The organism is Massilia pinisoli, assembly GCF_024753285.1.
Classification (GTDB): domain Bacteria; phylum Pseudomonadota; class Gammaproteobacteria; order Burkholderiales; family Burkholderiaceae_D; genus Telluria; species Telluria pinisoli.
Map to the genome: position 1 here is coordinate 331,780 of NZ_JANUGW010000004.1, position 26,335 is coordinate 358,114.

Below are 26,335 nucleotides of genomic sequence, written 5' to 3' on the forward strand. Positions count from 1 at the left end.
GCAATCTCCTTCGTTGCGCGGCGGGTTGAGGGATGTTCACGAGCGTACGGGGCCGCGCCGCCGCCATTCTGGCACGAAGCGCGCTCCGTCACACCTGTTCGATCAATCGTTTTCCACCACGCCACCGACGCAGATGGCGTCGCCGTCCACGCGCGTGCGGATCAGGCAATCGTCGCCCGTCGCGTGGCCCTGGCGCAGCACGATGCCCCGTCCCAGCAGCACCGTCAGCGCGCCGGCCGCCACGCCCGTCGCGCGGTCTTCCAGGGCCGGGTCGAGATGGTTGAAATTGCGGCCTTCGAACGTGCCGTCGTCCCGGCGGCACCACGCATAGATCCCGTTCACGCCCGCGTCCTTGCCCCACGCGGCGATGCGCGCGAGGTCGGGCGCGAGGCCGTACAGGACGTCCGTGTCCGCCACTTGCGCCAGCAGCTTGGGGCTGCCGATCGAGGCAATGCGCGGCGGCGCGGCCAGCGCCCGCGGCGCCACGCCCAGCAGCGCCGCGCAAGCATCCACCGTCACGTCGAGCGCGGGCGCCGGTTGGGCGGACAGGCGCACGAAATACACGCCAGGCGCGCCATCGTCGTCCCGCACCAGTTCCAGTGATTGCCCTTCGACGGCCGTGCGCACGGCGATTGTGCGGGCCTTCGGATCGCGCGCGAACAGCACGGCCGCCACGGCCAGCGTCGCGTGCATGCACAAGGGGCTGCGCTTGTGCGGATAGTAGTAATCGACCACGAGGGGGCCGTCGGCAGACGTGTCGATGAAGACGCAGGTCGTGTCGCGTGCACGGGCGAGGGCCAGGCGCGCAGTCGTGTCTTGAGCGCCGTCTTCGATGACGAGGGCGGGGTTGCCGGCACCGGGGCGGGCACTGAAGCAGCGCAAGGAATGTATGTGCATGGTTGGCCAGGTCGGGGTCGTCGTATATACTGTGTTTTTATACAGTATTGCATGATAAAAACCATTTTAACGTGACCATGCGAAACTTGCCGCCACCCCATCCGTCGTCGCCCGACACCGATCCCGACCTTGAGCCGGACGATGAGCTGCCTGCCTATGCGGAACTGTTCTGTCTGTCGAACTTCTCGTTCCTGCAAGGGGCGTCCCACGCGGAAGAGCTGGTGGAGCGCGCCGTGCAGCTGGGTTACACGGCGCTGGCGCTGACGGACGAGTGTTCGCTGGCCGGCGTCGTGCGCGCGCATGCGGAGGCCAAGCGGGCGAAACTCCCGCTCATCATCGGCGCGCACTTCCACCTGCAGTATCCGGACGGGCGGCGCGGACCGTCCCTCGTGCTGCTGGCGCAGAACCGCGACGGCTACGGCAACCTGGCGGAGATGATCACGCTGGGGCGCACGCGCAGCGAGAAGGGCAGCTACCTGCTGCATCCATCCGACTTCGATGCGCCGCCGGACGACCTCGAGCACCTGTGCGGCATGCCGGACTGCCTGGCGATCCTGCTGCCCGCGTATCCGGGGCATCTGCAGGACGACGTCGACCGCCTGCACGTGCAGGCGGCGTGGGTCGCGCAGACATTCCCTGGCCGCGCGTGGCTGGGCATGAACCTGCTGTACCGCGCGTTCGACGACGCGCACCGCTTCACCGTCGAGGAAGTGGGGCGGCAGCACGGGCTGCGCATCGTCGCCTGCGGCCACGTGACGATGCACGTCCGTTCGCGCAAGCCCCTGCAGGACACGATGACGGCCATCCGCATCGGCACGCCGGTGGCCGAATGCGGCTACCGGCTCGCGCCGAACGCCGAGCAGCACCTGCGTTCGCGCGCCCGTCTGGCGGCGATCTATTCGCAGGCGGCGCTGGACGAAACGGTCCGCATCGCGCAGATGTGCACGTTCTCGCTGGACGAGCTGCGCTACGAATACCCGGACGAGGTGGTTCCGTCCGGGCACACGGCCGCGAGCTATCTGCGTGCCGAGACGTGGACTGGCGCGCTGCGGCGTTTCAAGGGAACCGTCCCGGTCAAGGTGCAGGACCAGATCGAGCACGAGCTGGCGCTGATCGCCGAGATGCGCTACGAGCACTACTTCCTGACCGTGTACGACATCGTGCGTTATGCGCGTTCGCAGGCGATCCTGTGCCAGGGCCGCGGCTCGGCCGCCAACTCCGCCGTGTGCTACTGCCTGGGCATCACGGAAGTCGATCCGGCCCAGGGCAACCTGCTGTTCGAGCGCTTCATCTCGAGGGAGCGCAACGAGCCGCCCGACATCGACGTCGACTTCGAGCACCAGCGGCGCGAAGAGGTCATCCAGTACATCTATCAGAAATATGGCCGCACCCGCGCGGCGCTGGCGGCCGTCGTCATCAGCTACCGGCCGAGGAGCGCGCTGCGCGACAGCGGCCGCGCGCTCGGCGTCGACCTCGCCATCGTCGACAAGGTCTGCAAGCAGCACCACTGGTTCGACGGCAAGGCCGACCTGTTGAACCGCCTGGCCGAAAGCGGCCTCGATCCGGAAGCGCCGCTGGCGCGGCAATGGGCATCGCTGGCCCAGCGCCTGCTCGGCTTCCCGCGCCACTTGTCGCAGCATCCGGGTGGGTTCGTGATGGCGCGCGGGAAGCTGTCGCGCCTCGTCCCCGTCGAGAACGCGACGATGGCGGACCGCAGCGTGATCCAGTGGGACAAGGACGACCTCGAGGAACTGGGCCTCATGAAGGTCGACGTGCTGGCGCTGGGCATGCTGTCGATGCTGCGCCGCTGCCTCGCGCTCGTCGCGCTGCGCCGCGGCACGCCGTTCGAACTGCAGGACATCCCGCACGACGATCGTCCCACCTACGACATGATCTGCCGGGCCGACACCGTGGGCGTCTTCCAGATCGAATCGCGTGCGCAGATGAGCATGCTGCCGAGGATGAAGCCGCGCGAATTCTACGACCTCGTCATCCAGGTCGCGATCGTGCGTCCGGGGCCGATCCAGGGCGGCATGGTGCATCCCTACCTGCAGCGGCGCCAGGCCAGGGACCAGGTCGTGTATCCGAGCCCGAAAATGAAACTGGCGCTGGCCCGCACGCTCGGTGTGCCGATCTTCCAGGAACAGGTGATGCAGGTGGCGATCCTCGCGGCGGACTTCACGCCCGGCGAGGCCGACCAGCTGCGCCGCGCGATGGCCGCGTGGAAGCGCAAGGGCAATCTGGAGCACTACTACCAGCGCATCGTGGGCGGCATGCAAAAGAACGGCTACGACATCGAGTTCGCGCAGCAGATCTTCCAGCAGATCCAGGGCTTCGGCGAATACGGTTTTCCCGAATCGCACGCGGCCAGCTTCGCGCTGCTCGCGTATGCCAGTTCCTGGCTCAAGTGCCACGAGCCGGCGGCGTTCCTGTGCGCGCTGCTGAACAGCCAGCCGATGGGGTTCTACAGCCCGTCCCAGCTCGTGCAGGATGCGCGCCGCCACGGCATCGAGGTGCGCCCCGTCGACGTCACGGCAAGCAGCCTGGAATCGACGCTGGAAGAGCGCGACGAAGCGCGCGCCGACGCCCCCCGTGCGCAGCCCGCCGTGCGCCTGGGCCTGCACATGCTGCGCGGGATGAAGCACGAGGCGGCCCGGCGCATCGAGGAGGCGCGCGCGGTGCGTCCGTTCGCCGACGTGGCCGACCTCGCGCGCCGCGCGGGGCTCGACCGGGGCGATTTGCAGGTGCTGGCCGGCGGCAATGCGCTGGGCGCGCTGGCCGGGCACCGCCGCCAGGCCTTGTGGCAGGCCGTGGGGGCCGTGCCCGACAAGGACTTGCTGCGGCCCACGGCGCCCGTCGAGGAGGTGCCGGTCCTGCCCGCGCCGCTGGAAGGCGAGGAGATCGTCGGCGACTACCGCGCGCAGGGCCTCACGCTGGGCCGCCATCCGCTGGCGCTGCTGCGCGAACGCCTGCTGGCCAAGCGCTTCCTGCCGGCCGACGTGCTGCACGATTTCCAGAACGGCCAGCTGGCGCGCGCCTGCGGCATCGTCACCGTGCGCCAGCGTCCGGGCACGGCGAATGGCGTGCTGTTCCTGACCATCGAGGACGAAACGGGCAACGTCAACGTGATCGTCTGGCCGCAGCTCGTCGAGCAGCAGCGGCGCGAAGTGCTGAACGCGTCGCTGCTGGGCGTGTACGGCGTGTGGCAAAGGGAAGGGGAGGTGCGGCACCTCGTGGCCAAGCGCCTCGTCGACATGTCGCATCTGCTGGGCAAGCTCGATGCGCGCAGCCGCGATTTTTGCTAGGGGCCGGGCAGAAATGAAAAGCGCCGCACGGGGCGGCGCTGCAACGATCCGACATGCCTTGTCAGGCAGGCTGTGTGCCGTAGTACTCGTGCACCGCACCCATCCACCGCGTATCGGCCATGTCGGGCCAGTGGTCGGTGTCGAACCCGGGCGCGTTCTCGATGCGCTCCTTCGGAATGTCCATCGTGAAGCGCTTGTGCCGCGTGTCGAGGGTCAGAGCCTGCCAGGGCACGGCGAACAGCTTTTCGCCCAGGCCGAGGAAGCGGCTGGACGACATCACCGCGTAGGCGATGGCGCCCGTGCGCATGTCGACCATGAATTCCTTGATGACGCCAAGGTGCTCGTTCTGCAGATTGTGGACGTGGTCGCCGATCAGGGTGTTCGCGCCCATCAGTTCAGGGCCCGGTCCCTTGCCGTGCTTGTTCTTGTACATGCCGTAGTCGTCGCGTTCCTCGTAGGACATTTTCCCCTCCTCCTCGCAGCGTTCTTGTCCGGAAGCAGAAGAATAACCGAGTCTGGCGATTCGCTCCGGCCGCACGCGTACGGCCGGGCTCGGGCGGCATCAGAACGTTTCCCACTCCTCGCCGACGGGAGCGGCCTGCGGGGCCGGCTTGGCGGCGGACGCACGGGGCGCGACGGCCACGACGGCGCGCGCGGGCACGGCCTTGGTCACGGCTTTCGGTGCTGCCTTAGGTGCGGCTTTCGGTGCCGCTTTAGGTGCCTGCGCGTCCGTGCTAATGTGGAACAGGCTGACGACCTCGGCCAGCTTGTCGGCCTGCTCGCTCAGGGCCGTCGCAGCGGCGGCCGATTCCTCGACGAGGGCGGCGTTGTGCTGGGTCGACGAGTCCATGTCGGCGATGGCGCGGTTGACCTGTTCGATGCCGGCGCTCTGCTCGCCGCTTGCGCTGGCGATCTCGGCGACGATGTCGCTCACCTTGCGGATGCTGTCGACCACTTCGCTCATCGTCGTGCCGGCCTGGTCGACGAGCTTCGTGCCGTCCTCGACCTTGCTGACCGAGTTCACGATCAGCTCCTTGATTTCTTTCGCCGCCGCCGCCGAGCGCTGGGCCAAGGTGCGCACCTCGCCCGCCACGACGGCGAAGCCGCGGCCCTGTTCGCCCGCGCGGGCCGCTTCGACGGCCGCGTTCAGCGCAAGGATGTTGGTCTGGAATGCGATGCCGTCGATGACGCTGATGATGTCGACGATCTTCTTCGACGAATCGTTGATGGCGCCCATGGTCTGCACGACCTGGTCGACGACGGCGCCGCCCTGGGTGGCGATTTCCGATGCGGCGATCGACAGCTGGCTGGCCTGGCGCGCGTTGTCGGCGTTCTGGCGCACGGTGCCCGTCAGCTGCTCGACCGTGCTGGCCGTCGTGCCGAGCGAACCGGCTTGTTGTTCGGTGCGGCTCGACAGGTCCATATTGCCGGCCGAGATTTCCGCCGACGCGGTGGCGATGGTGTCGGTACCGCTGCGCACCTGGGACACGATCGCCACGAGGCCGTCGTTCATGTGGCGCAGCGCGCGCAGCAGGGCGGCCGTTTCACCTTGGCCCACCGCTTCGATGCGCTGGGTGAGGTCGCCTGCCGCGACCTTTTCGGCCACGTCGACGGCCTGGCGGATCGGGGCGACGATGGCGCGGGCCAGCAGCCACGCGCAGACGGCGCCGAACAGTACGGCCACGCCGGCCAGCACCATGATCATGCGCGCGCTGTTGCGGTTGGCCGTGTCGATCTTCTTGGCGATGGCGTCGATGTTGGCCTGCTGCATCTTGACGAGTTCGTCCTGCTTGCCTTCGTAAGCGTCCGACGTCGGCATGTATTCCTGGTTCAGGATGCGCTCGGCCGCCTCGGCGTCACCGCTGGCCCTGGCCTTGATGGCCCTGACCTTGGAATCGGTGTAGGCCTTGCGCAGTTCGACGATGCGGTTGAAGAGGGCGTGTTCTTCCGGGCTGTCGAGCAGGGGTTCGATTTGCTTGACCAGCTCGGTCGACCGGGTCGCCGTCTTCTCGCCGTCGGCCTTGAAGAATTGGACGAGGCTCGGGTCCGTGCTCTTGACGATGGCAGCGGTGCGGCGCACGGCCGCGAACGTCTGCATATGCCATTCGGCGAGCATGCGTTCCTTGGCCAGCGGCACGGCCATCATCGCGCGCGTGGCGTCCGCGATGGCATTCAGGCGCCAGACGGAGGCGGCCGCGATGACGAGTGTCAGGCCCAGAACGAGGGCGAAGCCCACACCAAGACGTTTCGCAATATTCATGTTGGCGAGAAAGCCCATACGATTCTTCCTTACGTGAAGCGTGATTTGTTGTGTCCGGCAGGCGGAATGGTTGCCGTAACGACTTGACAACCCCCGGAAATCCGGTCCGGAAAAGCGTCTCCGTTACGAATTCTACTTATGGAAGGGAAAAATTTGTTACTTTCTGGAACGCCTTGCGCGAAACGTTAGCGCCTTATCACCATAATGTTGTCCGCAGGTGACAATCTGATGCATACCAGATAAAAGCGCGCGCGTCCTGCGCCGTCATGGCAGGACTCGGCATGGGGAGGGGTCAGGGATGGGCGGCCGCGTGCAGGCGCGCGATGCGTTCTGCCGTCGCGGGGTGCGTCGACAGGTAGGTCATCGATTGCCGCAGCCAGCGCGGCATGTTGCTCTCGCCCGGATGCTGGCGTTCCAGTGCCTGCAGGGCGGTCGCGAGGGCATCCGGCGACAGGCCGTTGCGGCGCAGGACGCCGACGGCGTAGTCGTCCGCTTGCAGTTCCATCGCGCGCGAATATTGCATCTGCGTCAGCACGGCGGGCAGGCCGGCAGCGACGGCGCTGAAGTCGCCGAACAGCGTGGCCGACAGGGCGGCCGTCAACGACGAACCCGTCATCGCGCGGGTGGCGTGGCGCAGTTCGATGTGGCCGACCTCGTGGCCGAGCACGCCCAGCAGGCCTGCCTTGCCGTCTTCGTCCAGTTCATTGTCGTCGCCGAACCCGAGGCGGACCATGTCGTCCGTGACGACGATCGTACCGTCCGGCAGCGCGAGCGCGTTGGCGCCCAATATGGTCGATGCGCGCACCAGTACGCGCACGGGCACGCGCGGGTGCGCGGGCAGGGCGCGCGGCAACAGGGCCTGGACTTCGGCGATGCGGTCCTCCGAGAGACGCGACGGCGTCACGAATCCGCGCGCTTCCAGGCCGGCGAGCGCGGCCTGGCCGAGCGTCTTGTCGACCGACGCCGGCAAATGCGCGGCGATCCGTTCGGCGGCGGCCGGCAGGCCCCAGAAGAAGCCGGCAGCGAGCAGCGCCAGCAGCAGGACGAGGGCGACGAGGGCGGCCGGCCAGTTCGCCTGCCAGCGTTCCACGCGACTCTTGTCGTAGCCGAGCGCCGCCAGCATTGCCTGCCGCTGTGGGCCGTACGGGATTTCGCACGAGGCGTCGCCCAGGCGCAGCACGAGCGGCGCCCGTTCGAACGGCTCGGTCATGACGATGGTCGACAACGGATAACTGCGCGAAAAATCCGGTGCATCGACGTGGAGGTGGCCGGCGCGCACGTCCAGGCCGACCGGTTGCAGGCGGGCGCTGTGGCCATCGAAGAATTGTGCGGCGATCATGTGAGTCTCCTTACCAGGACAGGTCCACGCCGAGGAAGTCGGCGACGCCGTCGCCGGCCGCGGCGGCGGCCGGACGGCGCGCCGCGAGCACGGCCTGCTCGAAACCGTCGGGCGTATCGACGGTCACGTGCTCCACGCGGTAGCGCCATGTGCGCACGGCAGCGAACGGGCGGAACAGGCCCAGGGTCAACAGGGTCAGCAGCACGTTCACGACTTGCAGGCGCAGATACGGCCAAAACTGCATCGCGCACGTGATGCGCACGCCGGGGAAGCTCGTCGCGGACCACGCCCGGTTGTTCAGGCGCACCACGATGTAGGGGCCGGGCAGCAGCAGGGCAATATAGAAGATCGCCATGCCGATAATGAAAGGCAGGGTCGTCCCGAAGTCCGTCGCTTTCTTGCCGCCCGCCAGGATTGCAGCCACGATGCCGACCACGATGGAAAGCACGATCACGCCCAGCCACATCAGCAAGGCGATCAGGTAGGGCTTGGCCAGATTCATCATGCCGAGCGGGAACGTGGCTTGCTGGTCGCCGACCATCAGATGCTTGTGCTGGTAGGTTCGCATCGCGCCGTGGATCAGCGGCCAGGCCAGGTAGAGCAGGAAGACGGCGCCGGCCCACGGGTTCTTGGGATTCAACGCCAGCAGGGCACCGGGCAGCACGAAGATCGCCACCGGCACGAGATACACGAGATACGCTCGCGTGACGCTGCCCGAAAAGCCGAACGGCAACCCGCGGTAGACCGTGTTCGACAGCCGGAAGCGCAGCGCCGAGCGCATCATGAAGGGCACGCCGATCAGCAGCAGCGCTATCGTGACCATGCCTGCATTCAGCGAAAAGCCGAACGCATAGTGATAGGCGGCCAGCACGACCACCGCGAGGATGCGGCCGCGCAGGATCGCTTTCGGGTCGCCGCGGAAGTCGAAGCCGGCGCCCGCCAGCTGGGTGTTCCGGTAAAAATATTGCAGCCGCCGGGTCTTGGCCCAGGCCGAGTAGATGCCCAGCGTGGCAACCGTCAGCAGCAGGTTGACGATCCAGATGCGGAAGTATTCGGCCCCGCTGCCCGAAAACGTCAGGCCGTGCGACGTCTCCGCGGCGACGGTGGGCGGGAGGATGGTGGTGCTGTCGTCGGTATCGTGCATGGCAAGATTTATTGACGTGGAAGAAAGAATGTCAGTGTATCCACACTTTGGCATCTTTGACAATTCCTGCAAGAAAATTTTTCTGAAGACATTTTTTGCCGATTGGACGACAACCCTGTCGTTGCCCTTTGGCCATGACCGAGGACGGATTGGCAGGTTTAAGGTATAATTTCTATTTCCCGCGCGTGCCGTTCGGCACCTTCTGCACAATGACCAAATTCGTATTCGTCACTGGCGGCGTCGTGTCTTCCCTGGGTAAGGGGATCGCGGCCGCCTCCCTCGCCGCGATCCTCGAATCGCGCGGTCTCAAAGTCACCATGCTCAAGCTCGACCCGTACATCAACGTGGATCCGGGCACGATGAGCCCCACCCAGCACGGCGAAGTGTTCGTCACCGACGACGGCGCCGAGACCGACCTGGACCTGGGCCACTATGAGCGCTTCATCAGCACGCGGATGAAGAAGGTGAACAACTTCACGACCGGCCAGATCTATGAATCGGTGATCCGCAAGGAACGCCGCGGCGAGTATCTCGGCAAGACCGTGCAAGTGATCCCGCACATCACCAACGAGATCCAGGACTACATCCGCCGCGGCGCCGAAGGCGTCGACGTGGCGCTCGTCGAGATCGGCGGCACCGTCGGCGACATCGAGTCGCTGCCGTTCCTGGAAGCCGCGCGCCAGCTGTCGCTGCGCCAGGGCCGCAAGGGCGCCGCGTTCGTGCACCTGACCCTCGTGCCGTACATCTCGTCCGCCGGCGAACTGAAGACCAAGCCCACGCAGCACTCGGTGCAGAAGCTGCGCGAGATCGGCATTTCGCCGAACGCGCTGCTGTGCCGCGCCGACCGCCGCATCCCGGACGACGAGCGCGCGAAGATCTCGCTGTTCGCCAACGTGGAAGAGCAGGCCGTCATCTCCGTGTGGGACGTCGACACCATCTACAAGGTGCCGCAGGTGCTGCACGACCAGGGCCTGGACGACATCATCCTGGACGCCCTCGGCATCGATGCGCCGCAGGCCGACTTGTCGATGTGGACGAAGCTGATCCACACGCTGGAGAACCCGAAGCACGAAGTCACGATCGGCATGGTCGGCAAATACGTCGACCTGATCGAATCGTACAAATCGCTGACGGAAGCGCTGCGCCACGCCGGCATCCACACGGAAAGCCGCGTCAACATCGAATACATCGACTCGGAAGAAATCGAGTCGACGGGCTGCGCGAACCTGGCCAAGTACGACGCCATCCTCGTGCCGGGCGGCTTCGGCAAGCGCGGCGTGGAAGGCAAGATCATGGCCGCCCGCTATGCCCGCGAAAACAAGATACCTTACCTCGGCATCTGCCTGGGCATGCAAGTCGCGCTGATCGAATACGCGCGCCACATGGCCGGCCTGCCGAACGCCAACTCGACGGAATTCGATCCGGAGACCGACCAGCCGGTCGTCGCCCTGATCACCGAGTGGCAGAACCACGACGGCAAGGTCGAGAAGCGCGACACCAATTCGGACCTCGGCGGCACGATGCGCCTGGGTGCGCAGACCTGCGCCGTGAATCCGGGCACGTTAGCCGCTGAAATCTACGGCAACGTCGTGACGGAGCGCCACCGCCACCGCTACGAGGCGAACAACTTCTACCTGCCGAAGGTCGAAGCTGCGGGCCTCGTCGTCGCCGCGCGTACGCCGAACGAAGACCTGTGCGAGATCATGGAACTGCCGCGGAGCGAGCACCCGTGGTACATGGGTGTCCAGTTCCACCCGGAGTTCAAGTCGACGCCGCGTAACGGCCACCCGCTGTTCTCGTCGTTCATCCGCGCCGCGCTGGCGCACCAGGCGCAGCATGGCAATCAGGGCGCGGCGAATGCGCCCGCAGTTCAAGGAGACGCAGCATGAAATTGTGCGGATTCGACGTCGGCCTCGACCAGCCGATCTTCCTGATCGCCGGCACTTGCGTGATCGAGTCGCGCCAGATGGCGATGGACGTCGCGGGCCAGCTGAAGGAAATCACTTCGGCGCTGGGCATCCCGTTCATCTATAAATCGTCGTTCGACAAGGCGAACCGTTCGTCCGGCAAATCGTTCCGCGGTCCCGGCATGGAAAAGGGCCTGGAGATCCTCGCGGACGTACGCCGCGAAATCGGCGTCCCCGTGCTGACCGACGTGCACACCGAGGAAGAGATCCCGGTCGTCGCGAGCGTCGTCGACGTGCTGCAGACGCCCGCCTTCCTGTGCCGCCAGACCGACTTCATCAACGCCTGCGCCCGTTCCGGCAAGCCCGTGAACATCAAGAAGGGCCAGTTCCTCGCGCCGGGCGACATGAAGAACGTGATCGACAAGGCGCGTGCGGCAGCCGCCGAAGCCGGTCTGCCCGACCAGTTCATGGCGTGCGAGCGCGGTGTCTCGTTCGGCTACAACAACCTCGTGTCCGACATGCGTTCGCTCGCCATCATGCGCGAATCGAACTGCCCCATCGTCTTCGACGCCACCCACTCCGTGCAGCTGCCGGGCGGGCAGGGCACGTCGTCGGGCGGCCAGCGCGAACACGTGCCCGTGCTGGCGCGCGCGGCGGTGGCGGCGGGCGTGTCGGGCCTGTTCATGGAAACACATCCGGATCCCGCGTGCGCGCTGTCGGACGGCCCCAATGCCGTGCCGCTGGGCCGCATGAAGGATTTGCTGACCACCCTGGTCGATATCGACCGCATCGTCAAGAAGGCCGGCTTTATCGAGACGGACTTTCAATGATATTCGGGGTCAGAGCCCGAATTACGCATGTGGGCTCTGACCCCGACTGACTAACGACGGCGCGCCCTGCGGCTTCGCGCGCCTGTATCGATTCTTACTTTCTGGAGATTAAAGAACCATGAGTGCTATCGTTGATATCATCGGCCGCGAAATCATCGACTCGCGCGGCAATCCGACCGTCGAGTGCGATGTCCTGCTGGAATCCGGCGTGATGGGCCGCGCTGCCGTCCCGTCGGGCGCCTCGACCGGTTCGCGCGAAGCCATCGAGCTGCGCGACGGCGATCCGAAGCGCTATTTCGGCAAGGGTGTCCTGCAGGCCTGCGAGAACATCAACACCGAGATCAGCGAAGCCATCATGGGCCTGGACGCCAACGAACAGGCATTCCTGGACCGCACCCTGATCGACCTGGACGGCACCGAGAACAAGAGCCGCCTGGGCGCGAACGCGATGCTGGCCGTCTCCATGGCCGTCGCCAAGGCCGCCGCGGAAGAAGCGGGCCTGCCGCTGTACCGCTACTTCGGCGGTTCGGGCGCGATGCAGATGCCGGTGCCGATGATGAACGTCATCAACGGCGGCGCGCACGCCGACAACAACCTGGACATCCAGGAATTCATGATCATCCCGGTCGGCGCCCCGTCGTTCAAGGAAGCCGTGCGCTACGGTGCCGAGGTGTTCCACACGCTGAAGAAGATCCTGCACAGCAAGGGCCTGAACACCGCGGTCGGCGACGAAGGCGGCTTTGCTCCGTCCGTCGCGAACCACGAAGAAGCCATCAAGCTGATCATGCAAGCGATCGAGCAGGCCGGCTACGTGGCCGGCCAGGACATCGCCATCGGCCTGGACTGCGCCGCCAGCGAGTTCTACAAGGACGGCAAGTACGTGCTGGAAGGCGAAGGCGGCCTGCAGCTGTCCGCGCAGGACTTCACGAACATGCTCGCGACCTGGTGCGACAAATACCCGATCGTCTCGATCGAGGACGCCATGGCCGAAGGCGACTGGGAAGGCTGGGCCACGCTGACGGCTGCCCTGGGCAAGCGCGTCCAGCTGGTGGGCGACGACCTGTTCGTCACCAACACCAAGATCCTGAAGGAAGGCATCCAGAAGGGCATCGGCAACTCGATCCTGATCAAGATCAACCAGATCGGCACGCTGACGGAAACGTTCGCCGCCATCGAGATGGCCAAGCGCGCCGGCTACACGGCCGTGATCTCGCACCGTTCGGGCGAGACCGAGGACTCGACCATCGCCGACATCGCCGTCGGCATGAACGCGCTGCAGATCAAGACGGGCTCGCTGTCGCGTTCCGACCGCATGGCGAAATACAACCAGCTGCTGCGCATCGAGGAAGACCTGGGCGACATCGCCAGCTACCCGGGCCGCGACGCCTTCTATAACCTGAAGTAATCGAGTAGTATTCGATACGGGTCCGGTGCGCCGGGCCCGTATTGTCATCCCGCCCAGCCGTTTCCACCATGCGCCTCATCACCCTTGCCCTGGCAGCCCTGCTGCTGCTGATCCAGTATCCCCTGTGGCTGGGGAAGGGCGGCTGGCTCACCGTGGCCGACCTGGAATCCCAGGTGGCGGCCACGCGCGCCAAGACCGAACAGCTGAAGGCGCGCAACGCCAAGCTCGAATCGGAAGTGCGCGACCTGAAGGACGGCCTCGGCGCCGTCGAGGAACGCGCGCGCTACGAACTGGGCATGATCAAGTCGAACGAGATCTTCGTGCAGGTATTGCGCAAGGACGAGAAGCCGGCCGTCATGATGACGGAACCGCCCCCGCCGCCCGCGACTAAGGTCAAGAAAGACGGGCGCAAGGATTGATGCCGTGACCGCCGCAGAGTCTTCCCCGCCGGCGCTCGACACGCTCGAAGGCGTCGCCGGCTACCTCGCCGCCGCGTTCGACGCCGGCGACCCGGACACCATGACGCAGGCGCTGGCGCTCGTCGCGCGCGCCGCGGGCCTCGCGCCGCTGGCCGCCGCGGCCGGCCTGCCGCGCGCCGAACTGGCCGCCGCGCTCGAGGCCGGGGAAATCGGCCTCGATGCGCTGTTGTCCATCATGAAGGTCATCGATCTGCACCGTCCGGCGGACGGGGGGCTGAACTAAGTCAATGTCACCCGATTCGTGTACCAACACGCAGCCGTTACGTATCACCGCGTGGAGTCATTGAGTCCGGGGGACTCAATGACGAGCCGTCCACCCTACCAATTTGCGTCCGCCCGCGTCCACTGCCGCTGACTGAAAGCAGCCGCGCACGCCGGCGGCCGCTTCAGGCCGCCGCGGCCGCCGCGGCCGGCAGCGCGTAACCCGGTTCCAGCAGGCCGGCGATCGGTTCGCCTTCCACGACGACGATCTCGCCGATGCTTTGCGCGCGCGCCACGATGCGGTCGCCGTTCGCGATGTGGCTGCCGACGAGGGCGATCGGCCGGTTCGCATACGTCGACGCATGACCGGCGCCCGACACGATCACGCTCTCGCTGCCGTCCGGGTAGCGCACCCGGTCACCGACGCAGGCGATGCGGTAGTCGTCGGCCGGTTCGCCTTGCTCCCCGAGCACGACTTCGCCCCCGCGGCGGGTGCGCGAGCCAATCGTCGCAATGGGATAGCGGGCGATGACTTTGCGAGGCGAGGCGGCGTCGTGGCCGGCGGCTGTGTTGGCGAGGCTGTCTGCATCAATGGCACGTACTGATTTCATCCGGTTCTCCAATAGTTGTAAAACGGGACGCGAAAAAGCGACACATTCCCGATAACAAGTGCACGGGTTCGTACACTGGAGGCCATTGAAACGCGGCGTTGATTTATGCCAATTGATGACGCGCAAATCGGTCCCGGCAGTCATCCGGAATCAGGGGATTCCGACAGGGGCGGCGGTTAACTTCCGATCAGCAATAAAGAGGATGCCGCATCGGCCCAAGCGGTGGGGCGATGCGGCAAAAAGGAAGGGATCAGGCGCCCTGGCCGCCGTTCTCGAGGAACGAGCGCAGCATCCACGCATTCTTTTCGTGGATTTCCATGCGGTCGCTCAGCATGCCGGCGCTCGGCTGGTCGTTCGCGTCGTCGGCGATCTTGAACGCTTCGCGCACCGTGCGGATCAGCGCTTCCTGACCGTCGACGAGCTGGCGAATCATTTCCTGCGCGTTCGGCACGCCGGCTTCTTCCTTGATCGACGACAGTTCCACGAAGCGGGCATACGTGCCCGGCGCGAAATGGCCCAGCGCGCGGATGCGTTCCGCGATGTTGTCCAGCGCGTTCCACAGCTCCGTGTACTGCTCCATGAACATGATGTGCAGCGTCTGGAACATCGGGCCCGTCACGTTCCAGTGGAAATTGTGCGTTTTGAGGTACAGCATGTAGCTGTCCGCCAGAACGCGCGACAGCGCGGCGGCGATATTGGCGCGGTCTTCGGTGCTGATGCCGATATTGATCTTGCTCATCGATTTCTCCTGTCAGTGTGTCAATGAAGACAGCTTAACAGGATGCGCCGATAGCTGCGGTTTATATTTTCAATGAAATCGATAGAAAACGCCGATGGCAAAACATAACCATCGGCGTGTGCATCAATGCTTGACGCCGGACGCCGGTGCGACAGCATCGGCCGTCGTATCGCTCGCGAACAGCTGAGCGCAGTCGACGGCGTCAAAGCCGTAGTGCTTGCCGCAGAAGTCGCAGTTGACGCCCAGTTCGCCCAGGTCGTGCAGGGCGGCCTCGACTTCCGTCTGGCCCAACGTGCGCAGCATGTTCGCGACTTTTTCCCGCGAACACGTGCAATGGAATTGCGGATAGAGCGGGTCGAACACGCGAATCGTCTCTTCCCAGAACAGGCGCCTGAGCAAGGTTTCCACGTCCGTCGAGAGCAGTTCCGACTGTTTGAGCGTCTGGCCCAGCATGACGGCGCGGTTCCACGTCTCGAGGTCTTCTTCCTCGCTCGCCTGCTTGACCTGGCCTTCGATGGCGCTGTTGCGCGGCAGTTTTTGCAGCAGCAGGCCACGCGCGACGTGCTCGTCGGCCGCCAGCCACAGCTTCGTGTCCATCTGTTCCGAGCGCAGCATGTAGTTTTCGATCACGGTCGCGATATCGTCGCCGATCAGCGGGACGACGCCCTGGTACGGCTGCTGGCCCGGTACCTTGTCCAGCGGGTCGAGCGTGATCACGAAGCGGCCGCGGCCGTGCTGGTTCAGCAACTGGGTGGCCGTTGCATCGTCGGGCACGTCGGCGCCGTCGCGCAGCTTCGCGGTCGCGCGCATGCGTAGGTTCGCGTCGCATTCGACGACGAGCAGTTTCACGAGGCCGTCGCCGTGGATCTGCATCACGATCGAGCCGTTGAACTTGAGGTTCGCGGACAGCAGCGCCGCCGCGGCGACCATTTCGCCCAGCAAGGCGCGCACCGCCTTCGGATAGGCGTGGCGCGACTGGATCTCGCGCCACGCGTTGGAAATCTCGACGAGCTCGCCGCGGACGGCTGCGTTGTCGAAGATGAATTTCTGGAGGATGTCCTTGCTGGTTTCAGTTGTCATTCTTTATCCGATTTTCTTGAGCCCCGCCTTGAAGCGCTTGCCGCGTTCGACGTAGCTGGCGGCATTGCCTTGCAGGCGGAGCAGGTCGTCTTCCGTGAGCGTACGCACCACCTTGGCCGGGGCGCCCAGGATCAGCGAGTGGTCCGGGAACTCCTTGCCTTCCGTGACGACGGCGCCGGCCCCCACGAGGCAGCCGCGGCCGATCTTCGCGCCGTTCAGCACCACGGCCTGGATACCGATCAGCGCGCCGTCGCCGACGGTGCAACCGTGTAGCATCGCCTGGTGGCCGACGGTGACGTTCTTGCCGAGCACGAGCGGGAACCCCATGTCCGTGTGCATCACGGTACCTTCCTGCACATTGCTCCCGGCGCCGATCGTGATTCGTTCGTTGTCGCCGCGGATCGTCACGCCGAACCACACCGACGCATCCGCCTCGACCGTGACCTTGCCGATCAGGCTGGCCGTATCGGCGACGTAGGCCGATGGATCGATCTCGGGCGCATCGTCGCCCAACTGGTAAATCGCCATGGAGTGCTCGCGGAAGGTTGAGATGGCGGTATTTTACGCCCTCGCGCCCGCCGTCGCGTCCACCGTCGCCGGCAAGCAGGGCAGATGGGGCCCGCCAGCGGAAAAACAAGCTTCGTGCTTATAATGCGAACGGTCGTACTAATTTTAATCTCCAGACAGGAACCGCCATGACACCGTCCCGCTCCGAATTCCTCACCATCCGCGGCCTGCGCACCCACGTCCGCCACTGGGGCCGCGAGGGCGCGCCCAAGTTGTTCATGGCACATGGCTGGATGGATATGTCGGCCTCGTTCCAGTTCGTCGTCGACGCGTTGCAGGGCGACTGGCACGTGATCGCCCACGACTGGCGCGGCTTCGGCCTGACCGAGCGCTCCGGCAACGACACGTACTGGTTCCCCGACTATTTCGCCGACCTGGAAGCGATCGTCGACCATTACTCGCCGGACGCGCCCGTCAACCTGCTGGGCCACAGCATGGGCGGCAACATCGTCAGCGTGTATGCCGGCGTGCGGCCGGAACGCATCGCGAAGCTCGTCAACCTGGAAGGCTTCGGATTGCCCGCCACGCGTCCCGAACAGGCGCCCGGCCGCTACGCCAAGTGGCTGGACGAGGTGAAGGCGGCACCCACGATGCGCGGTTATGCGAGCCTGGAAGAGGTGGCGGTGCGGCTGCAGAAGACCAACCCCCGCCTGCCGGCCGAGCGCGCCGGCTTCCTCGCGCAGCACTGGGCGGCGCAGAACGGGCAGGGCGAGTGGGAGATCCTGGGCGACCCGGCGCACAAGATGCCGGGGCCGCTGCTGTACCAGATCGACGAGGTGCTCGCCTGCTGGCGCCGCATCACGGCGCCCGTGCTGTGGGTCGAGGCGGAACACACGGACATGTGGCGCTGGATGGGACCGAAGGAAGAGGCGCGCCATGAAGTCGACCGCCGCCTGGCCCAACTGGCGAAGGTCACGCCGCGCATGATGCCGGACGCGGGACATATGCTGCATCACGACCAGCCGGAGATGCTGGCGCGCATGATCGAGGATTTCCTGGCCTGATACGTGGCCTGTCGGTAGGGTGGACGGCTTTGCCGTCCACCCTACCTCGACCGCGCATCTGTCCGAGTTGAACCGCGTACAATGGATGTTCGTATAGATTATTTGCGTCCGGACTCCACCATGAAAGTCGACCTCCACTGCCACTCCAACGTCTCCGACGGCGTGCTCGCTCCGGCCGCCGTGGCCACGTATGCCCGCAAGGGCGGCGTCGACGTGTGGGCACTGACGGACCACGACGAGCTCAAAGGCATCAAGGCCGCGCGCGCAAAAGCCGAGGAGCTGGGCATGCGTTTCGTGTCCGGCGTGGAAATCTCCGTGACGTGGGCCGGCGCGACCGTGCACCTCGTCGGCCTGCGCATCGACGAAGACAATCCCACGTTGCTGCAAGGCCTCGCCGCCACGCGCAACGGGCGTGACGCGCGCGGGCGCGAGATCGCCGCGCAGCTGGACAAGGCCGGCATCCCGAACGCCTATGAAGGCGCGCTGAAATACGTCGGCAACCCCGACCTGCTGTCGCGCACCCACTTCGCGCGCTACCTGTGCGAGACGGGCGCCTGCTCCACGACGTCCGACGTGTTCCGGCGCTTCCTCACGGAAGGCAAGCCGGGCTACGTGCCGCACCGCTGGGCCACCTTGGCCGATGCGATGGGCTGGATCCGCGCCGCCGGCGGCATCCCCGTGATCGCGCATCCGGGCCGCTACCGCTTCGACGCGACGGCAGAGGGCGCGCTGTTCGACGAGTTCAAGCAGCTGGGCGGCAATGCGATCGAAGTCGTCACGGGCAGCCACACGCCGGACCAGTACGCCACGTATGCCGAGGTGGCGCGCCGCTACGGCTTCCTTGCGTCGCGCGGGACGGATTTTCACGCGCCGGGGGAGTCGCGCGTGGAGTTCGACCGGTTGCCGCAGTTGCCGGCCGGGGTGACGCCGGTCTGGCATGACTGGTTTTGAACGCTTGAACTTTCGGCATTCCGGCCTTATCTTGTCGGACTAATATTGAACCGTAGGGTGGGCGCGTCGGCGCAATGCAAACACGCGTGCCCACGCAACAGGAGATCCGTTCCAACATGAAGCGCATACTGCTGTTCCTCGCCACCAACCTCGCCGTCGTGTTGGTGCTGTCGATCGTGCTGAACGTCCTCGGCGTCGGCCGGGCCGTCGGCGTGCGCGGCATCAACGTCGGGGCATTGCTCGTGTTCTCGCTCGTCGTCGGCTTCACGGGCGCCATCGTGTCGCTGTTGATGAGCAAGCCGATGGCCAAGTGGTCGACCGGCGCCCGCGTCATCGAGCAGCCGGGTAACGATTCGGAAGCGTGGCTCCTCCGCGTCGTAGGCAACCTCGCGCAGCGCGCCGGCATCGCCATGCCGGAAGTGGCCGTGTACGACGGCGAGCCGAATGCGTTCGCCACCGGCGCGTTTAAAAATTCCGCACTGGTCGCCGTGTCGACGGGCCTGCTTGCGAACATGAACCGCGAGGAAGTGGAGGCCGTGCTGGGCCACGAGATCGCGCACGTGGCGAACGGTGACATGGTGACGCTCACGTTGATCCAGGGCGTCGTCAACACGTTCGTCGTGTTCCTCGCGCGCGTCGTCGGCTTCTTCGTCGACAGCGTCGTGCTCCGCCGCGGGAACGACGAGCGCGGGCCCGGCATCGGCTACGGGATCACCGTGTTCGTGTGCGAGATCCTGTTCGGCCTTGTCGCGTCGATGATCGTCGCGTGGTTCTCGCGCCAGCGCGAATTCCGCGCCGACGCCGGCTCCGCGCAGCTGCTGGGCAGCCCGCTGCCGATGCAGCATGCGCTCGCGCGCCTGGGCGGCCTGCAGCCGGGCGCGCTGCCGCAGTCGATGGCGGCGTCCGGCATTTCCGGCCACGGCAGCGGCTGGGGCGCGCTGTTCGCATCGCACCCGCCGATGGAAGAACGCATCGCGGCACTCCAGGCCCTGCGCCAGACGGGATTCGCGCGATGACCCAGTACTTCGAAGTCCATCCGCAAAATCCGCAGGCGCGGCTGATCCGCCAGGCCGCGCAGATCATCCAGGCCGGCGGCATCGTCGCCGCGCCCACCGATTCCGCGTATGCGCTCGTGTGCCGCCTCGACGACAAGGCCGCCGTCGAAAAGCTGCGGCGCATCCGCGGCGTCGACGAGAAGCACCACCTCACCTTGCTCGTGCGCGACCTGTCCGAGATCGCCACGTATGCCCGCGTCGACAACCGCCAGTACCGGCAACTGAAGGCCGTCACGCCGGGGCCGTACACGGTGATCCTGGAAGCGACGAAGGAAGTGCCGCGCCGCCTGTCGCACCCGTCGCGCAAGACGATCGGCATCCGGGTGCCGGAAAACGCGATCCTCCTGGCGCTGCTCGATGAGCTGGGCGAGCCGCTGATCGGCACCACGTTGCAGCTGCCGGGGGACGACCAGATGCTGTCCGACCCGGACGAGGTGCGCGACCGCCTCGACCGCCAGATCGAACTCGTGATCGACGGCGGCGCCGGCACGCTGGAGCCCACGACGATCGTCGACCTCACCGGCCCCGACGCGGAACTCGTGCGCGCGGGCCGCGGCGACCCGGCCGCCTTCGGCCTGTAGGGCGCCGCCGGTCCGGTCGCGCGCTCTGATAGAATCGCAGTTTATGGATGAACTTATACGCAACTTGGCGGTCTACGCACTGCCGGTCCTCTTTGCGATCACGATGCACGACGCCGCCCAGGCATTCGTCGCAAAGCGCTTCGGGGACAATACCGCCCACGCCGCAGGGCGTACCACGCTCAACCCGCTGGCCCACATCGATCCCGTCGGCACCATCCTGATCCCGGTCGTGATGTACCTGATGTCCGGCTTCGTGTTCGGCTACGCGAAACCGCTGCCGATCAATTACGGCCAGATGCGCCATCCGAAGCGCGACATGGCATGGGTCGCGCTGTCCGGCCCGGGCGCCAATTTCCTGATGGCGCTGATATGGGTTCTGCTGGGCATCTTCCTCGACTACTTCAGCGTGCAGGAGTCGTTCCCGCACCTCGTGGCGGATGCCGGCCTGAAGACGAATCTGTGGCTGATGGCGTTCAACCTGCTGCCGATCCCGTCGATGGATGGCGGCCGCGTGCTGTTTTCGATCCTGCCGCACAAGGCCGCGTTCCAGTTCGCGCGTCTGGAGCCGTACAGCTTCATCATCCTGCTGGCACTGATCTTCCTGCCGCGGATCGGGTTCCCGAACGTGATCGGCTACTGGCTGTTCTTCGTCGAGCTGATCGCGAAGCTGCTGCTGCACCTGATCGTCTCCCCCCTGAACATTCTCCTGACCTGAGATCGCTATGTTTCCCGACCGTGTCGTTTCCGGCATGCGCCCCACCGGGCTGATGCACCTTGGCCACTACCATGGCGCGCTGAAGAACTGGATCCGCATGCAGTCCGAACTGCCGTGCCTGTTCTTCGTCGCCGACTGGCACGCGCTGACCACGCACTACGATGACCCCACGATCATCGAGAAGAGCACCTGGGACATGGTGATCGACTGGCTGGCGGCCGGCATCGACCCGGCGCAGGCCACGATCTTCATCCAGTCGAAGGTGCCGGAGCACGCGGAACTGCATTTGCTGCTGTCGATGGCGACGCCGCTCGGCTGGCTCGAGCGCGTGCCGACGTACAAGGACCAGATCGAGAACCTCGCCAACCGCGACCTCGCCACGTACGGCTTCCTCGGCTACCCGCTGCTGCAGGCGGCCGACGTGCTGATCTACCGCGCCACGCAGGTGCCCGTGGGCGAAGACCAGGTGCCGCACATCGAGATGATGCGCGAGATCGCACGCCGTTTTAACCACCTGTACGGCAAGGAACCGGGCTTCGAGCAGAAGGCGCTGGAAGCCGTCAAAAAACTCGGCAGCAAGCGCGCCAAGCTGTACGCGGAATTGCGCACGGCGTACCAGCAGGATGGCGACGACGCGGCGCTGGAGCAGGCGCAGGCCATGCTGGACGAGGCGGGCAGCCTGTCGAACATCGACCGCGAGCGCCTGTTCGGCTATCTCGAGGGCAGCCGCAAGATCATCCTCGTCGAGCCGCAGGTCAAGCTGACGGAAGCGTCACGCCTGCCGGGTCTCGACGGCCGCAAGATGTCGAAGAGCTACGGCAATTCGATCTCGCTGCGCGAAGATCCGGAATCCGTCACGAAGAAGATCCGCACGATGCCGACCGACCCCGCGCGCGTGCGCCGCAGCGACGCGGGCGACCCGCTGAAATGCCCCGTGTGGCAGCTGCACGAAGTCTATTCCGACGCGGACACGAAAGACTGGGTCATGAAGGGCTGCACGAGCGCCGGCATCGGCTGCCTCGAGTGCAAGCAGCCCGTCGTGGATGCCGTGCTGGCCGAGCAGGAACCGATGCACGAGCGTGCCCAGCAATACGTCGACGACCCGTCGCTCGTGCGCGCCATCGTCGCCGACGGCTGCGAGAAGGCCCGCAAGCTGGCGCAGGAAACGATGCGCGACGTGCGCGAAGCCATGGGTCTGTCGTACACCTGATGCACGGCGCGACCGACACTCCATCGACCTGGGTCGCGCGCTGGGCGCCGGCGATCCCGCACGGCGAGGTGCTCGACCTCGCGTGCGGCGGCGGGCGCCACGCGCGCCTGCTGGCGGCGCTCGGTCACCCCGTGCAGGCCGTCGACCGCGACGCCACGGCATTGGCGCAGGCGGCCGGGCCCGGCATCACGACCATGCAGCACGACCTGGAAGCCGACGGCGCGGCCTGGCCGTTCGCACCGCGCCGCTTCGCCGGCGTCGTCGTCACGAACTACCTGCATTGCCCGCTGTTCGCGCACCTTGCCGCCGCGCTGGCGCCGGACGGGATCCTGATTTACGAAACCTTCGCGCAGGGGAACGAACGCTTCGGCAAGCCATCGAATCCGGCGTTCCTGCTGGCGCCCGGCGAGTTGCTGAAGATGGCGCTCGCCCACGGCTTGCGGGTGCTGGCGTACGAGGATGGCGTCGTCGACGCGCCCCGTCCCGCGCGCGTGCAGCGGCTGTGCGCGGCGGCGCCGGACGTCGATCCCGGGAGCGTCCGGCTCGACACCTGACGGAGATGTAACGAACCTGTAACCATGCCATTTATATGGTGTGGAATGAACCATAACACCAGGCTATCCGCTACAATCGACATTTATTTATTAACGGCACGGTCCACTGATTATGATTAAGGGCAGCATAGTAGCAATCGTCACACCGATGTTCGAGGATGGAAGTTTGGACAGGGACAGCCTGCGCAAACTGCTCGACTGGCATGTGGCGGAAGGTACGGACGCAATCTGCATCGTCGGTACGACCGGCGAGTCGGCCACCGTGAGCCCGGACGAACACTGCGAACTGATCAAGCTGGCGGTCGACCACATCGCCGGCCGCATCCCGGTCATGGCCGGCACGGGCGGCAATTCGACGGCCGAAGCGATCGCGCTGACGCGCCACGCCAAGGAAGTCGGTGCCGACGCCTCGCTGCAGGTCGTCCCGTACTACAACCGTCCGTCGCAGGAAGGCATGTATCGCCACTTCAAGGCGATCGCCGAATCGACCGACCTGCCCGTGTATCTGTACAACGTGCCGGGCCGTACCGTGGCCGACATGAGCAACGAGACGGTGGTGCGCCTGGCCGCCATCGACAACATCGTTGGCATCAAGGATGCGACGGGCAACCTCGCGCGCTGCATCGAGCTGCTGCGCGACATCGACCGTTCGTTCGCCGGCAAGGGCAAATCGTTCGGCGTGTTCTCGGGCGACGATGCGAGCGCGCTGGCGCTGATGCTGTGCGGCGGCGCCGGCAACATCTCCGTGTCCGCGAACGTGGCACCCCGTGCGATGGCCGAGATGTGCAAGGCGGCGCTCGCCGGCGACGCCGCGCGCGCGATCGAGATCAACAACCGCGTGCTGGACCTGCACAGCAAGCTGTTCGTCGAGCCGAACCCGGTGCCGGTGAAATGGGCACTGGCCGAGATGGGCAAGATGCCGCCCGGCCTGCGCCTGCCGCTGGCGCCGCTGGCCGCGCAATACCACGACACGGTACGCGCCGCATTGCGCGCTTCCGGCGTCCTTTGATAACGGTCCCCGGACCCTGCTGCATTACCAGCTTTAACGACATGACGAATCGCAAGATGATGACTTCCACCGCAGCCCGCACCGTGGCGCTGACCGCCATCGCGTTCAGCCTGGCCGCGTGCACGACCGTGTTCGAATCCGACAAGGTGGACTACAAGGCTTCCAAGAAGGCGGCCCCGCTGGACATCCCGCCCGACCTGACGCAACTGCAAAAGGACAACCGCTACGCCGTGCCGGATGGCCGCGGCGTCGCGACGGCCTCGGGCTTCCAGCAGCAGCGCAGCACCGCACCGGCCATCGCGGCCGCGTCCGGCGAGCAGATCGGGCAAGTGCCTACCGACACGATCCGCATCGAGCGCAACGGCAACCAGCGCTGGCTCGTGATCAAGGAAACGCCGGAGCAACTGTGGCCGCAGCTGCTGGAGTTCTGGCATAACTCGGGCTTCACCGTCGAGACCGAGTCGCCGCAGACCGGCATCATGGAAACGAACTGGGCCGAGAACCGCGCCAAGATCCCGCAGGACTTCATCCGCCGCACGATCGGCAAGGTGTTCGATTCCGCGTATTCGACGGGCGAGCGCGACAAGTTCCGCACCCGCCTCGAGCGCCGTGCCGACGGCACGACCGAGATCTACATCAGCCACCGCGGCGCCGAGGAAGTGCTGACGGGTCCGCAGAAGGAAACGACGACGTGGACCGCGCGTCCGAACGATCCGGAGCTGGAAGCGGAATTCCTGGGCCGCCTGATGGCCCAGCTGACGGGTACGAAGGTCAAGGACGCGACGGCATTCGTGACGAACGCGCCGCTGGAGCCGCAGCACGCGAAGCTGGAAGGCAACAAGGTCGTCGTCGACGAAGTCTTCGACCGTGCCTGGCGCCGCGTGGGCCTGGCGCTGGACCGCGTCGGCTTCACCGTCGAAGACCGCGACCGCGTGCAGGGCATCTACTACGTGCGCTACGTCGATCCGGACGCCGTCAAGAAGGAAGGCTTCTTCAGCAAGCTGTTCGGCAGCGACGACAAGAACAAGGAAGCGCAGAAGTACCGCGTGCTCGTCTCGACCGTGCAGGGCGCGACGTCGACCGACGTCACCGTGCAGACGAATGACGGCAAGCCGGACACGTCGCCGACCGGTGCGAAGATCCTCAAGCTGCTGGCGGACGAGCTGAAGTAATCGCGTTTCGCGCAAATAAAAAACCGGCCGCTGGCCGGTTTTTTTATTGGACGACGCCGCATTACGGGTAGGGTGGACGGCTGCGCCGTCCACGCGTCCAACCAGTGCCGATCGATCGCGCGATATGCATCTGTCCCTTGAACGCGTGGACGGCGCGAGCGCCAGCAATAAGCGGCATTCGCGTTATAGCCGTCCACTCTACGCAAATGCGCGTGCGTAAGCAGGACCGTACAGGCGTAAAAAAACCGGCCCGCAGGCCGGTTTTTTCAGAGCGATTCGAATTACTTCGAAGCAGCCGGAGCAGCAGCAGCCGAAGCGGCTTCAGCAGCAGCCGAAGCAGCCGAAGCAGCAGCCGACGCAGCCGAAGCGGCAGCGTCAGCAGCGGCCGGAGCAGCCGGGGTAGCGGCAGCGTCAGCAGCCGGAGCGGCCGGAGCAGCAGCCGGAGCGGTGGTCTCAGCAGCCGGAGCCGCCGGGGTCACGGTGGTTTCTTCTTTCTTCGAGCAGGCAGCCAGAGCAACAGCCAGCAGGGAAACGATCAGCAGAGATTTTTTCATGGTTTTTCCTTAATTGATTCAAAAGGGTGGTGCGATGAATAATTACCGGTAATTATCGCTCGTCAGGAATTCTCTTGTTTGTATACTTTGGAAAAAGTGCCTACAGACAACGGAACCTTCCTAACCCGATATTATAGCCAAATTTACTGAATCGCAATAGAAAAGTCGTGTCAAGACGTAACAGTTGCCAGAACGGGCAACATTCATTTTCTGGCAACGGGATGCCGCCGTCCGTGCGCTAGTTCTCATAGGAGAAAACACGCAACACATGTAATTACAGCCCGGTAACACTTGTCTGCAGGCCAGGCTGTGATTCTGCCCAAATCGCGTCGAAACGCTGGCGCGACAACTCGGTTTGTTGCGGTGCGTCAAAAGCGGCCTCACCGCGCAGGTGATCGCTGTGGAAGCGCCGCACGATATGCTGGTCGTCCGCGATGCAGAACGAATCCGTGAGCGATCGCAACCCGCGCGGCGTGCGCCGGCATTCGATGCCGTGCGCATAGTCCTGCAACAGCCGGATGAAACGCGGCGCCTCGCGTTCCAGATACGCCGGGTCGTGCAGCGCGAGGCGCAGCTGGCCGCCGCCGTGCAGGAAGCGGCGCAGCGTGGCATCGACGTCCGGCGCGCCCAGCCGGAACAGGGCGAAATCCGGATCGAACATGACGAGCGTCGCCTGCGCGCGCGCCAGCACCGCGCCCAGATGCTGCTGGAACGCGGCGCGGGTGTCGAAGGGCAGGAGCACGGGATCCGTCATGATCAGTACATT

General features: G+C 65.6%; 26 protein-coding genes. 15 read left to right on the top strand and 11 right to left on the bottom strand.

Annotation, left to right across the window (positions count from 1 at the left end; translation table 11 throughout):
• Positions 1–102: 102 nt before the first annotated feature.
• On the bottom strand, positions 103–897 hold the full coding sequence (locus NX784_RS07850; RefSeq protein ID WP_258816095.1) for a PhzF family phenazine biosynthesis protein: 795 nt from the start codon (positions 895–897) through the stop codon (positions 103–105).
• Between the two features lie 77 nt (positions 898–974).
• Between NX784_RS07850 and NX784_RS07855 the strand changes: the two genes are divergently transcribed.
• Positions 975–4,202, top strand: a complete 3,228-nt coding sequence (locus NX784_RS07855; RefSeq protein WP_258816163.1) for an error-prone DNA polymerase — start codon at positions 975–977, stop codon at positions 4,200–4,202.
• 61 nt (positions 4,203–4,263) lie between these two features.
• Here the strand turns inward: NX784_RS07855 and NX784_RS07860 are convergent, their stop codons facing one another.
• From NX784_RS07860 to NX784_RS07875, 4 genes are all read right to left on the bottom strand, one after another.
• Entirely contained in the window at positions 4,264–4,665 is a 402-nt protein-coding gene (locus tag NX784_RS07860; protein ID WP_258816096.1) for a PRC-barrel domain-containing protein, read from the bottom strand.
• Between the two features lie 99 nt (positions 4,666–4,764).
• On the bottom strand, positions 4,765–6,480 hold the full coding sequence (locus tag NX784_RS07865; protein ID WP_258816097.1) for a methyl-accepting chemotaxis protein: 1,716 nt from the start codon (positions 6,478–6,480) through the stop codon (positions 4,765–4,767).
• Between the two features lie 274 nt (positions 6,481–6,754).
• Entirely contained in the window at positions 6,755–7,801 is a 1,047-nt protein-coding gene (locus NX784_RS07870; protein WP_258816098.1) for a M48 family metallopeptidase, read from the bottom strand.
• A gap of 10 nt (positions 7,802–7,811) precedes the next feature.
• Positions 7,812–8,945 (bottom strand): YjgN family protein, encoded by a 1,134-nt coding sequence (locus NX784_RS07875; protein WP_258816099.1) that lies wholly within the window; start codon positions 8,943–8,945, stop codon positions 7,812–7,814.
• Between the two features lie 209 nt (positions 8,946–9,154).
• Between NX784_RS07875 and pyrG the strand changes: the two genes are divergently transcribed.
• The 5 genes from pyrG (at position 9,155) to NX784_RS07900 (ending at position 13,789) form a co-directional block, all read left to right on the top strand.
• Positions 9,155–10,834, top strand: a complete 1,680-nt coding sequence (gene pyrG, locus NX784_RS07880; RefSeq protein ID WP_258816100.1) for a CTP synthase — start codon at positions 9,155–9,157, stop codon at positions 10,832–10,834.
• Entirely contained in the window at positions 10,831–11,682 is an 852-nt protein-coding gene (gene kdsA / locus NX784_RS07885; RefSeq protein ID WP_258816101.1) for a 3-deoxy-8-phosphooctulonate synthase, read from the top strand. Before pyrG ends, kdsA begins: the two co-directional genes overlap by 4 nt.
• 118 nt (positions 11,683–11,800) lie before the next feature.
• A complete protein-coding gene (gene eno, locus NX784_RS07890; protein WP_258816102.1) occupies positions 11,801–13,087 on the top strand; it encodes a phosphopyruvate hydratase in 1,287 nt (428 codons plus the stop codon).
• A 68-nt stretch (positions 13,088–13,155) separates the two neighbouring features.
• Positions 13,156–13,506, top strand: a complete 351-nt coding sequence (ftsB, locus tag NX784_RS07895; RefSeq protein ID WP_258816103.1) for a cell division protein FtsB — start codon at positions 13,156–13,158, stop codon at positions 13,504–13,506.
• Between the two features lie 4 nt (positions 13,507–13,510).
• Complete coding sequence (locus NX784_RS07900) at positions 13,511–13,789, top strand: helix-turn-helix domain-containing protein (RefSeq protein ID WP_258816104.1); 279 nt, start codon at positions 13,511–13,513, stop codon at positions 13,787–13,789.
• A 163-nt stretch (positions 13,790–13,952) separates the two neighbouring features.
• On the opposite strand, the gene NX784_RS07905 is transcribed toward NX784_RS07900, so the two are convergent.
• The 4 genes from NX784_RS07905 to NX784_RS07920 form a co-directional block, all read right to left on the bottom strand.
• Positions 13,953–14,378: a PAAR domain-containing protein gene (locus NX784_RS07905; protein ID WP_258816105.1), complete on the bottom strand. Its 426-nt coding sequence runs from the start codon at positions 14,376–14,378 to the stop codon at positions 13,953–13,955.
• Between the two features lie 250 nt (positions 14,379–14,628).
• Positions 14,629–15,117 (bottom strand): Dps family protein, encoded by a 489-nt coding sequence (locus NX784_RS07910; RefSeq protein WP_258816106.1) that lies wholly within the window; start codon positions 15,115–15,117, stop codon positions 14,629–14,631.
• Positions 15,118–15,240: 123 nt separating this feature from the next.
• Positions 15,241–16,197, bottom strand: coding sequence for an Hsp33 family molecular chaperone HslO (gene hslO, locus NX784_RS07915; RefSeq protein WP_258816107.1), 957 nt, complete (start codon positions 16,195–16,197; stop codon positions 15,241–15,243).
• A 3-nt stretch (positions 16,198–16,200) separates the two neighbouring features.
• Positions 16,201–16,725 carry a gamma carbonic anhydrase family protein gene (locus NX784_RS07920; protein WP_258816108.1) on the bottom strand — a complete coding sequence of 175 codons (525 nt, stop codon included), beginning with the start codon at positions 16,723–16,725 and terminating at the stop codon, positions 16,201–16,203.
• 167 nt (positions 16,726–16,892) lie between these two features.
• Between NX784_RS07920 and NX784_RS07925 the strand changes: the two genes are divergently transcribed.
• The 9 genes from NX784_RS07925 to bamC all read left to right on the top strand — a co-directional run bounded on the left by NX784_RS07925 (position 16,893) and on the right by bamC (position 25,015).
• On the top strand, positions 16,893–17,768 hold the full coding sequence (locus NX784_RS07925; protein WP_258816109.1) for an alpha/beta fold hydrolase: 876 nt from the start codon (positions 16,893–16,895) through the stop codon (positions 17,766–17,768).
• 120 nt (positions 17,769–17,888) lie between these two features.
• Entirely contained in the window at positions 17,889–18,719 is an 831-nt protein-coding gene (locus NX784_RS07930) for a 3',5'-nucleoside bisphosphate phosphatase (protein WP_258816110.1), read from the top strand.
• A gap of 116 nt (positions 18,720–18,835) precedes the next feature.
• Complete coding sequence (gene htpX / locus NX784_RS07935; RefSeq protein ID WP_258816111.1) at positions 18,836–19,735, top strand: protease HtpX; 900 nt, start codon at positions 18,836–18,838, stop codon at positions 19,733–19,735.
• On the top strand, positions 19,732–20,355 hold the full coding sequence (locus NX784_RS07940) for an L-threonylcarbamoyladenylate synthase (RefSeq protein ID WP_258816112.1): 624 nt from the start codon (positions 19,732–19,734) through the stop codon (positions 20,353–20,355). The genes htpX and NX784_RS07940 overlap by 4 nt, the downstream gene beginning before the upstream one ends.
• A 43-nt stretch (positions 20,356–20,398) precedes the next feature.
• A complete protein-coding gene (locus NX784_RS07945) occupies positions 20,399–21,070 on the top strand; it encodes a site-2 protease family protein (RefSeq protein WP_258816113.1) in 672 nt (223 codons plus the stop codon).
• A gap of 7 nt (positions 21,071–21,077) precedes the next feature.
• On the top strand, positions 21,078–22,280 hold the full coding sequence (locus tag NX784_RS07950) for a tryptophan--tRNA ligase (RefSeq protein WP_258816114.1): 1,203 nt from the start codon (positions 21,078–21,080) through the stop codon (positions 22,278–22,280).
• Entirely contained in the window at positions 22,280–22,834 is a 555-nt protein-coding gene (locus NX784_RS07955) for a class I SAM-dependent methyltransferase (protein ID WP_258816115.1), read from the top strand. Before NX784_RS07950 ends, NX784_RS07955 begins: the two co-directional genes overlap by 1 nt.
• A gap of 112 nt (positions 22,835–22,946) precedes the next feature.
• Positions 22,947–23,843, top strand: a complete 897-nt coding sequence (gene dapA, locus NX784_RS07960; RefSeq protein ID WP_258816116.1) for a 4-hydroxy-tetrahydrodipicolinate synthase — start codon at positions 22,947–22,949, stop codon at positions 23,841–23,843.
• Positions 23,844–23,899: 56 nt separating this feature from the next.
• Positions 23,900–25,015 carry an NlpB/DapX family lipoprotein gene (gene bamC, locus NX784_RS07965; protein WP_258816117.1) on the top strand — a complete coding sequence of 372 codons (1,116 nt, stop codon included), beginning with the start codon at positions 23,900–23,902 and terminating at the stop codon, positions 25,013–25,015.
• A 281-nt stretch (positions 25,016–25,296) separates the two neighbouring features.
• Here bamC and NX784_RS07970 read toward each other — a convergent pair whose 3' ends face one another.
• Both NX784_RS07970 and NX784_RS07975 read right to left on the bottom strand, forming a co-directional pair.
• Positions 25,297–25,569 (bottom strand): hypothetical protein, encoded by a 273-nt coding sequence (locus tag NX784_RS07970; RefSeq protein ID WP_105378322.1) that lies wholly within the window; start codon positions 25,567–25,569, stop codon positions 25,297–25,299.
• Between the two features lie 274 nt (positions 25,570–25,843).
• Positions 25,844–26,323 carry a DUF7931 domain-containing protein gene (locus NX784_RS07975; protein ID WP_258816118.1) on the bottom strand — a complete coding sequence of 160 codons (480 nt, stop codon included), beginning with the start codon at positions 26,321–26,323 and terminating at the stop codon, positions 25,844–25,846.
• Positions 26,324–26,335: the final 12 nt, after the last annotated feature.

Bases quoted from the DNA above. Each gene is read 5' to 3' on its own strand.
- NX784_RS07850 (WP_258816095.1), bottom strand. From the start codon at position 897: ATGCACATACATTCCTTGCGCTGCTTCAGTGCCCGCCCCGGTGCCGGC.
- NX784_RS07855 (WP_258816163.1), top strand. From the start codon at position 975: ATGCGAAACTTGCCGCCACCCCATCCGTCGTCGCCCGACACCGATCCC.
- NX784_RS07860 (WP_258816096.1), bottom strand. From the start codon at position 4,665: ATGTCCTACGAGGAACGCGACGACTACGGCATGTACAAGAACAAGCAC.
- NX784_RS07865 (WP_258816097.1), bottom strand. From the start codon at position 6,480: ATGGGCTTTCTCGCCAACATGAATATTGCGAAACGTCTTGGTGTGGGC.
- NX784_RS07870 (WP_258816098.1), bottom strand. From the start codon at position 7,801: ATGATCGCCGCACAATTCTTCGATGGCCACAGCGCCCGCCTGCAACCG.
- NX784_RS07875 (WP_258816099.1), bottom strand. From the start codon at position 8,945: ATGCACGATACCGACGACAGCACCACCATCCTCCCGCCCACCGTCGCC.
- pyrG (WP_258816100.1), top strand. From the start codon at position 9,155: ATGACCAAATTCGTATTCGTCACTGGCGGCGTCGTGTCTTCCCTGGGT.
- kdsA (WP_258816101.1), top strand. From the start codon at position 10,831: ATGAAATTGTGCGGATTCGACGTCGGCCTCGACCAGCCGATCTTCCTG.
- eno (WP_258816102.1), top strand. From the start codon at position 11,801: ATGAGTGCTATCGTTGATATCATCGGCCGCGAAATCATCGACTCGCGC.
- ftsB (WP_258816103.1), top strand. From the start codon at position 13,156: ATGCGCCTCATCACCCTTGCCCTGGCAGCCCTGCTGCTGCTGATCCAG.
- NX784_RS07905 (WP_258816105.1), bottom strand. From the start codon at position 14,378: ATGAAATCAGTACGTGCCATTGATGCAGACAGCCTCGCCAACACAGCC.
- NX784_RS07910 (WP_258816106.1), bottom strand. From the start codon at position 15,117: ATGAGCAAGATCAATATCGGCATCAGCACCGAAGACCGCGCCAATATC.
- hslO (WP_258816107.1), bottom strand. From the start codon at position 16,197: ATGACAACTGAAACCAGCAAGGACATCCTCCAGAAATTCATCTTCGAC.
- NX784_RS07920 (WP_258816108.1), bottom strand. From the start codon at position 16,725: ATGGCGATTTACCAGTTGGGCGACGATGCGCCCGAGATCGATCCATCG.
- NX784_RS07925 (WP_258816109.1), top strand. From the start codon at position 16,893: ATGACACCGTCCCGCTCCGAATTCCTCACCATCCGCGGCCTGCGCACC.
- NX784_RS07930 (WP_258816110.1), top strand. From the start codon at position 17,889: ATGAAAGTCGACCTCCACTGCCACTCCAACGTCTCCGACGGCGTGCTC.
- htpX (WP_258816111.1), top strand. From the start codon at position 18,836: ATGAAGCGCATACTGCTGTTCCTCGCCACCAACCTCGCCGTCGTGTTG.
- NX784_RS07940 (WP_258816112.1), top strand. From the start codon at position 19,732: ATGACCCAGTACTTCGAAGTCCATCCGCAAAATCCGCAGGCGCGGCTG.
- NX784_RS07945 (WP_258816113.1), top strand. From the start codon at position 20,399: ATGGATGAACTTATACGCAACTTGGCGGTCTACGCACTGCCGGTCCTC.
- NX784_RS07950 (WP_258816114.1), top strand. From the start codon at position 21,078: ATGTTTCCCGACCGTGTCGTTTCCGGCATGCGCCCCACCGGGCTGATG.
- NX784_RS07955 (WP_258816115.1), top strand. From the start codon at position 22,280: ATGCACGGCGCGACCGACACTCCATCGACCTGGGTCGCGCGCTGGGCG.
- dapA (WP_258816116.1), top strand. From the start codon at position 22,947: ATGATTAAGGGCAGCATAGTAGCAATCGTCACACCGATGTTCGAGGAT.
- bamC (WP_258816117.1), top strand. From the start codon at position 23,900: ATGATGACTTCCACCGCAGCCCGCACCGTGGCGCTGACCGCCATCGCG.
- NX784_RS07970 (WP_105378322.1), bottom strand. From the start codon at position 25,569: ATGAAAAAATCTCTGCTGATCGTTTCCCTGCTGGCTGTTGCTCTGGCT.
- NX784_RS07975 (WP_258816118.1), bottom strand. From the start codon at position 26,323: ATGACGGATCCCGTGCTCCTGCCCTTCGACACCCGCGCCGCGTTCCAG.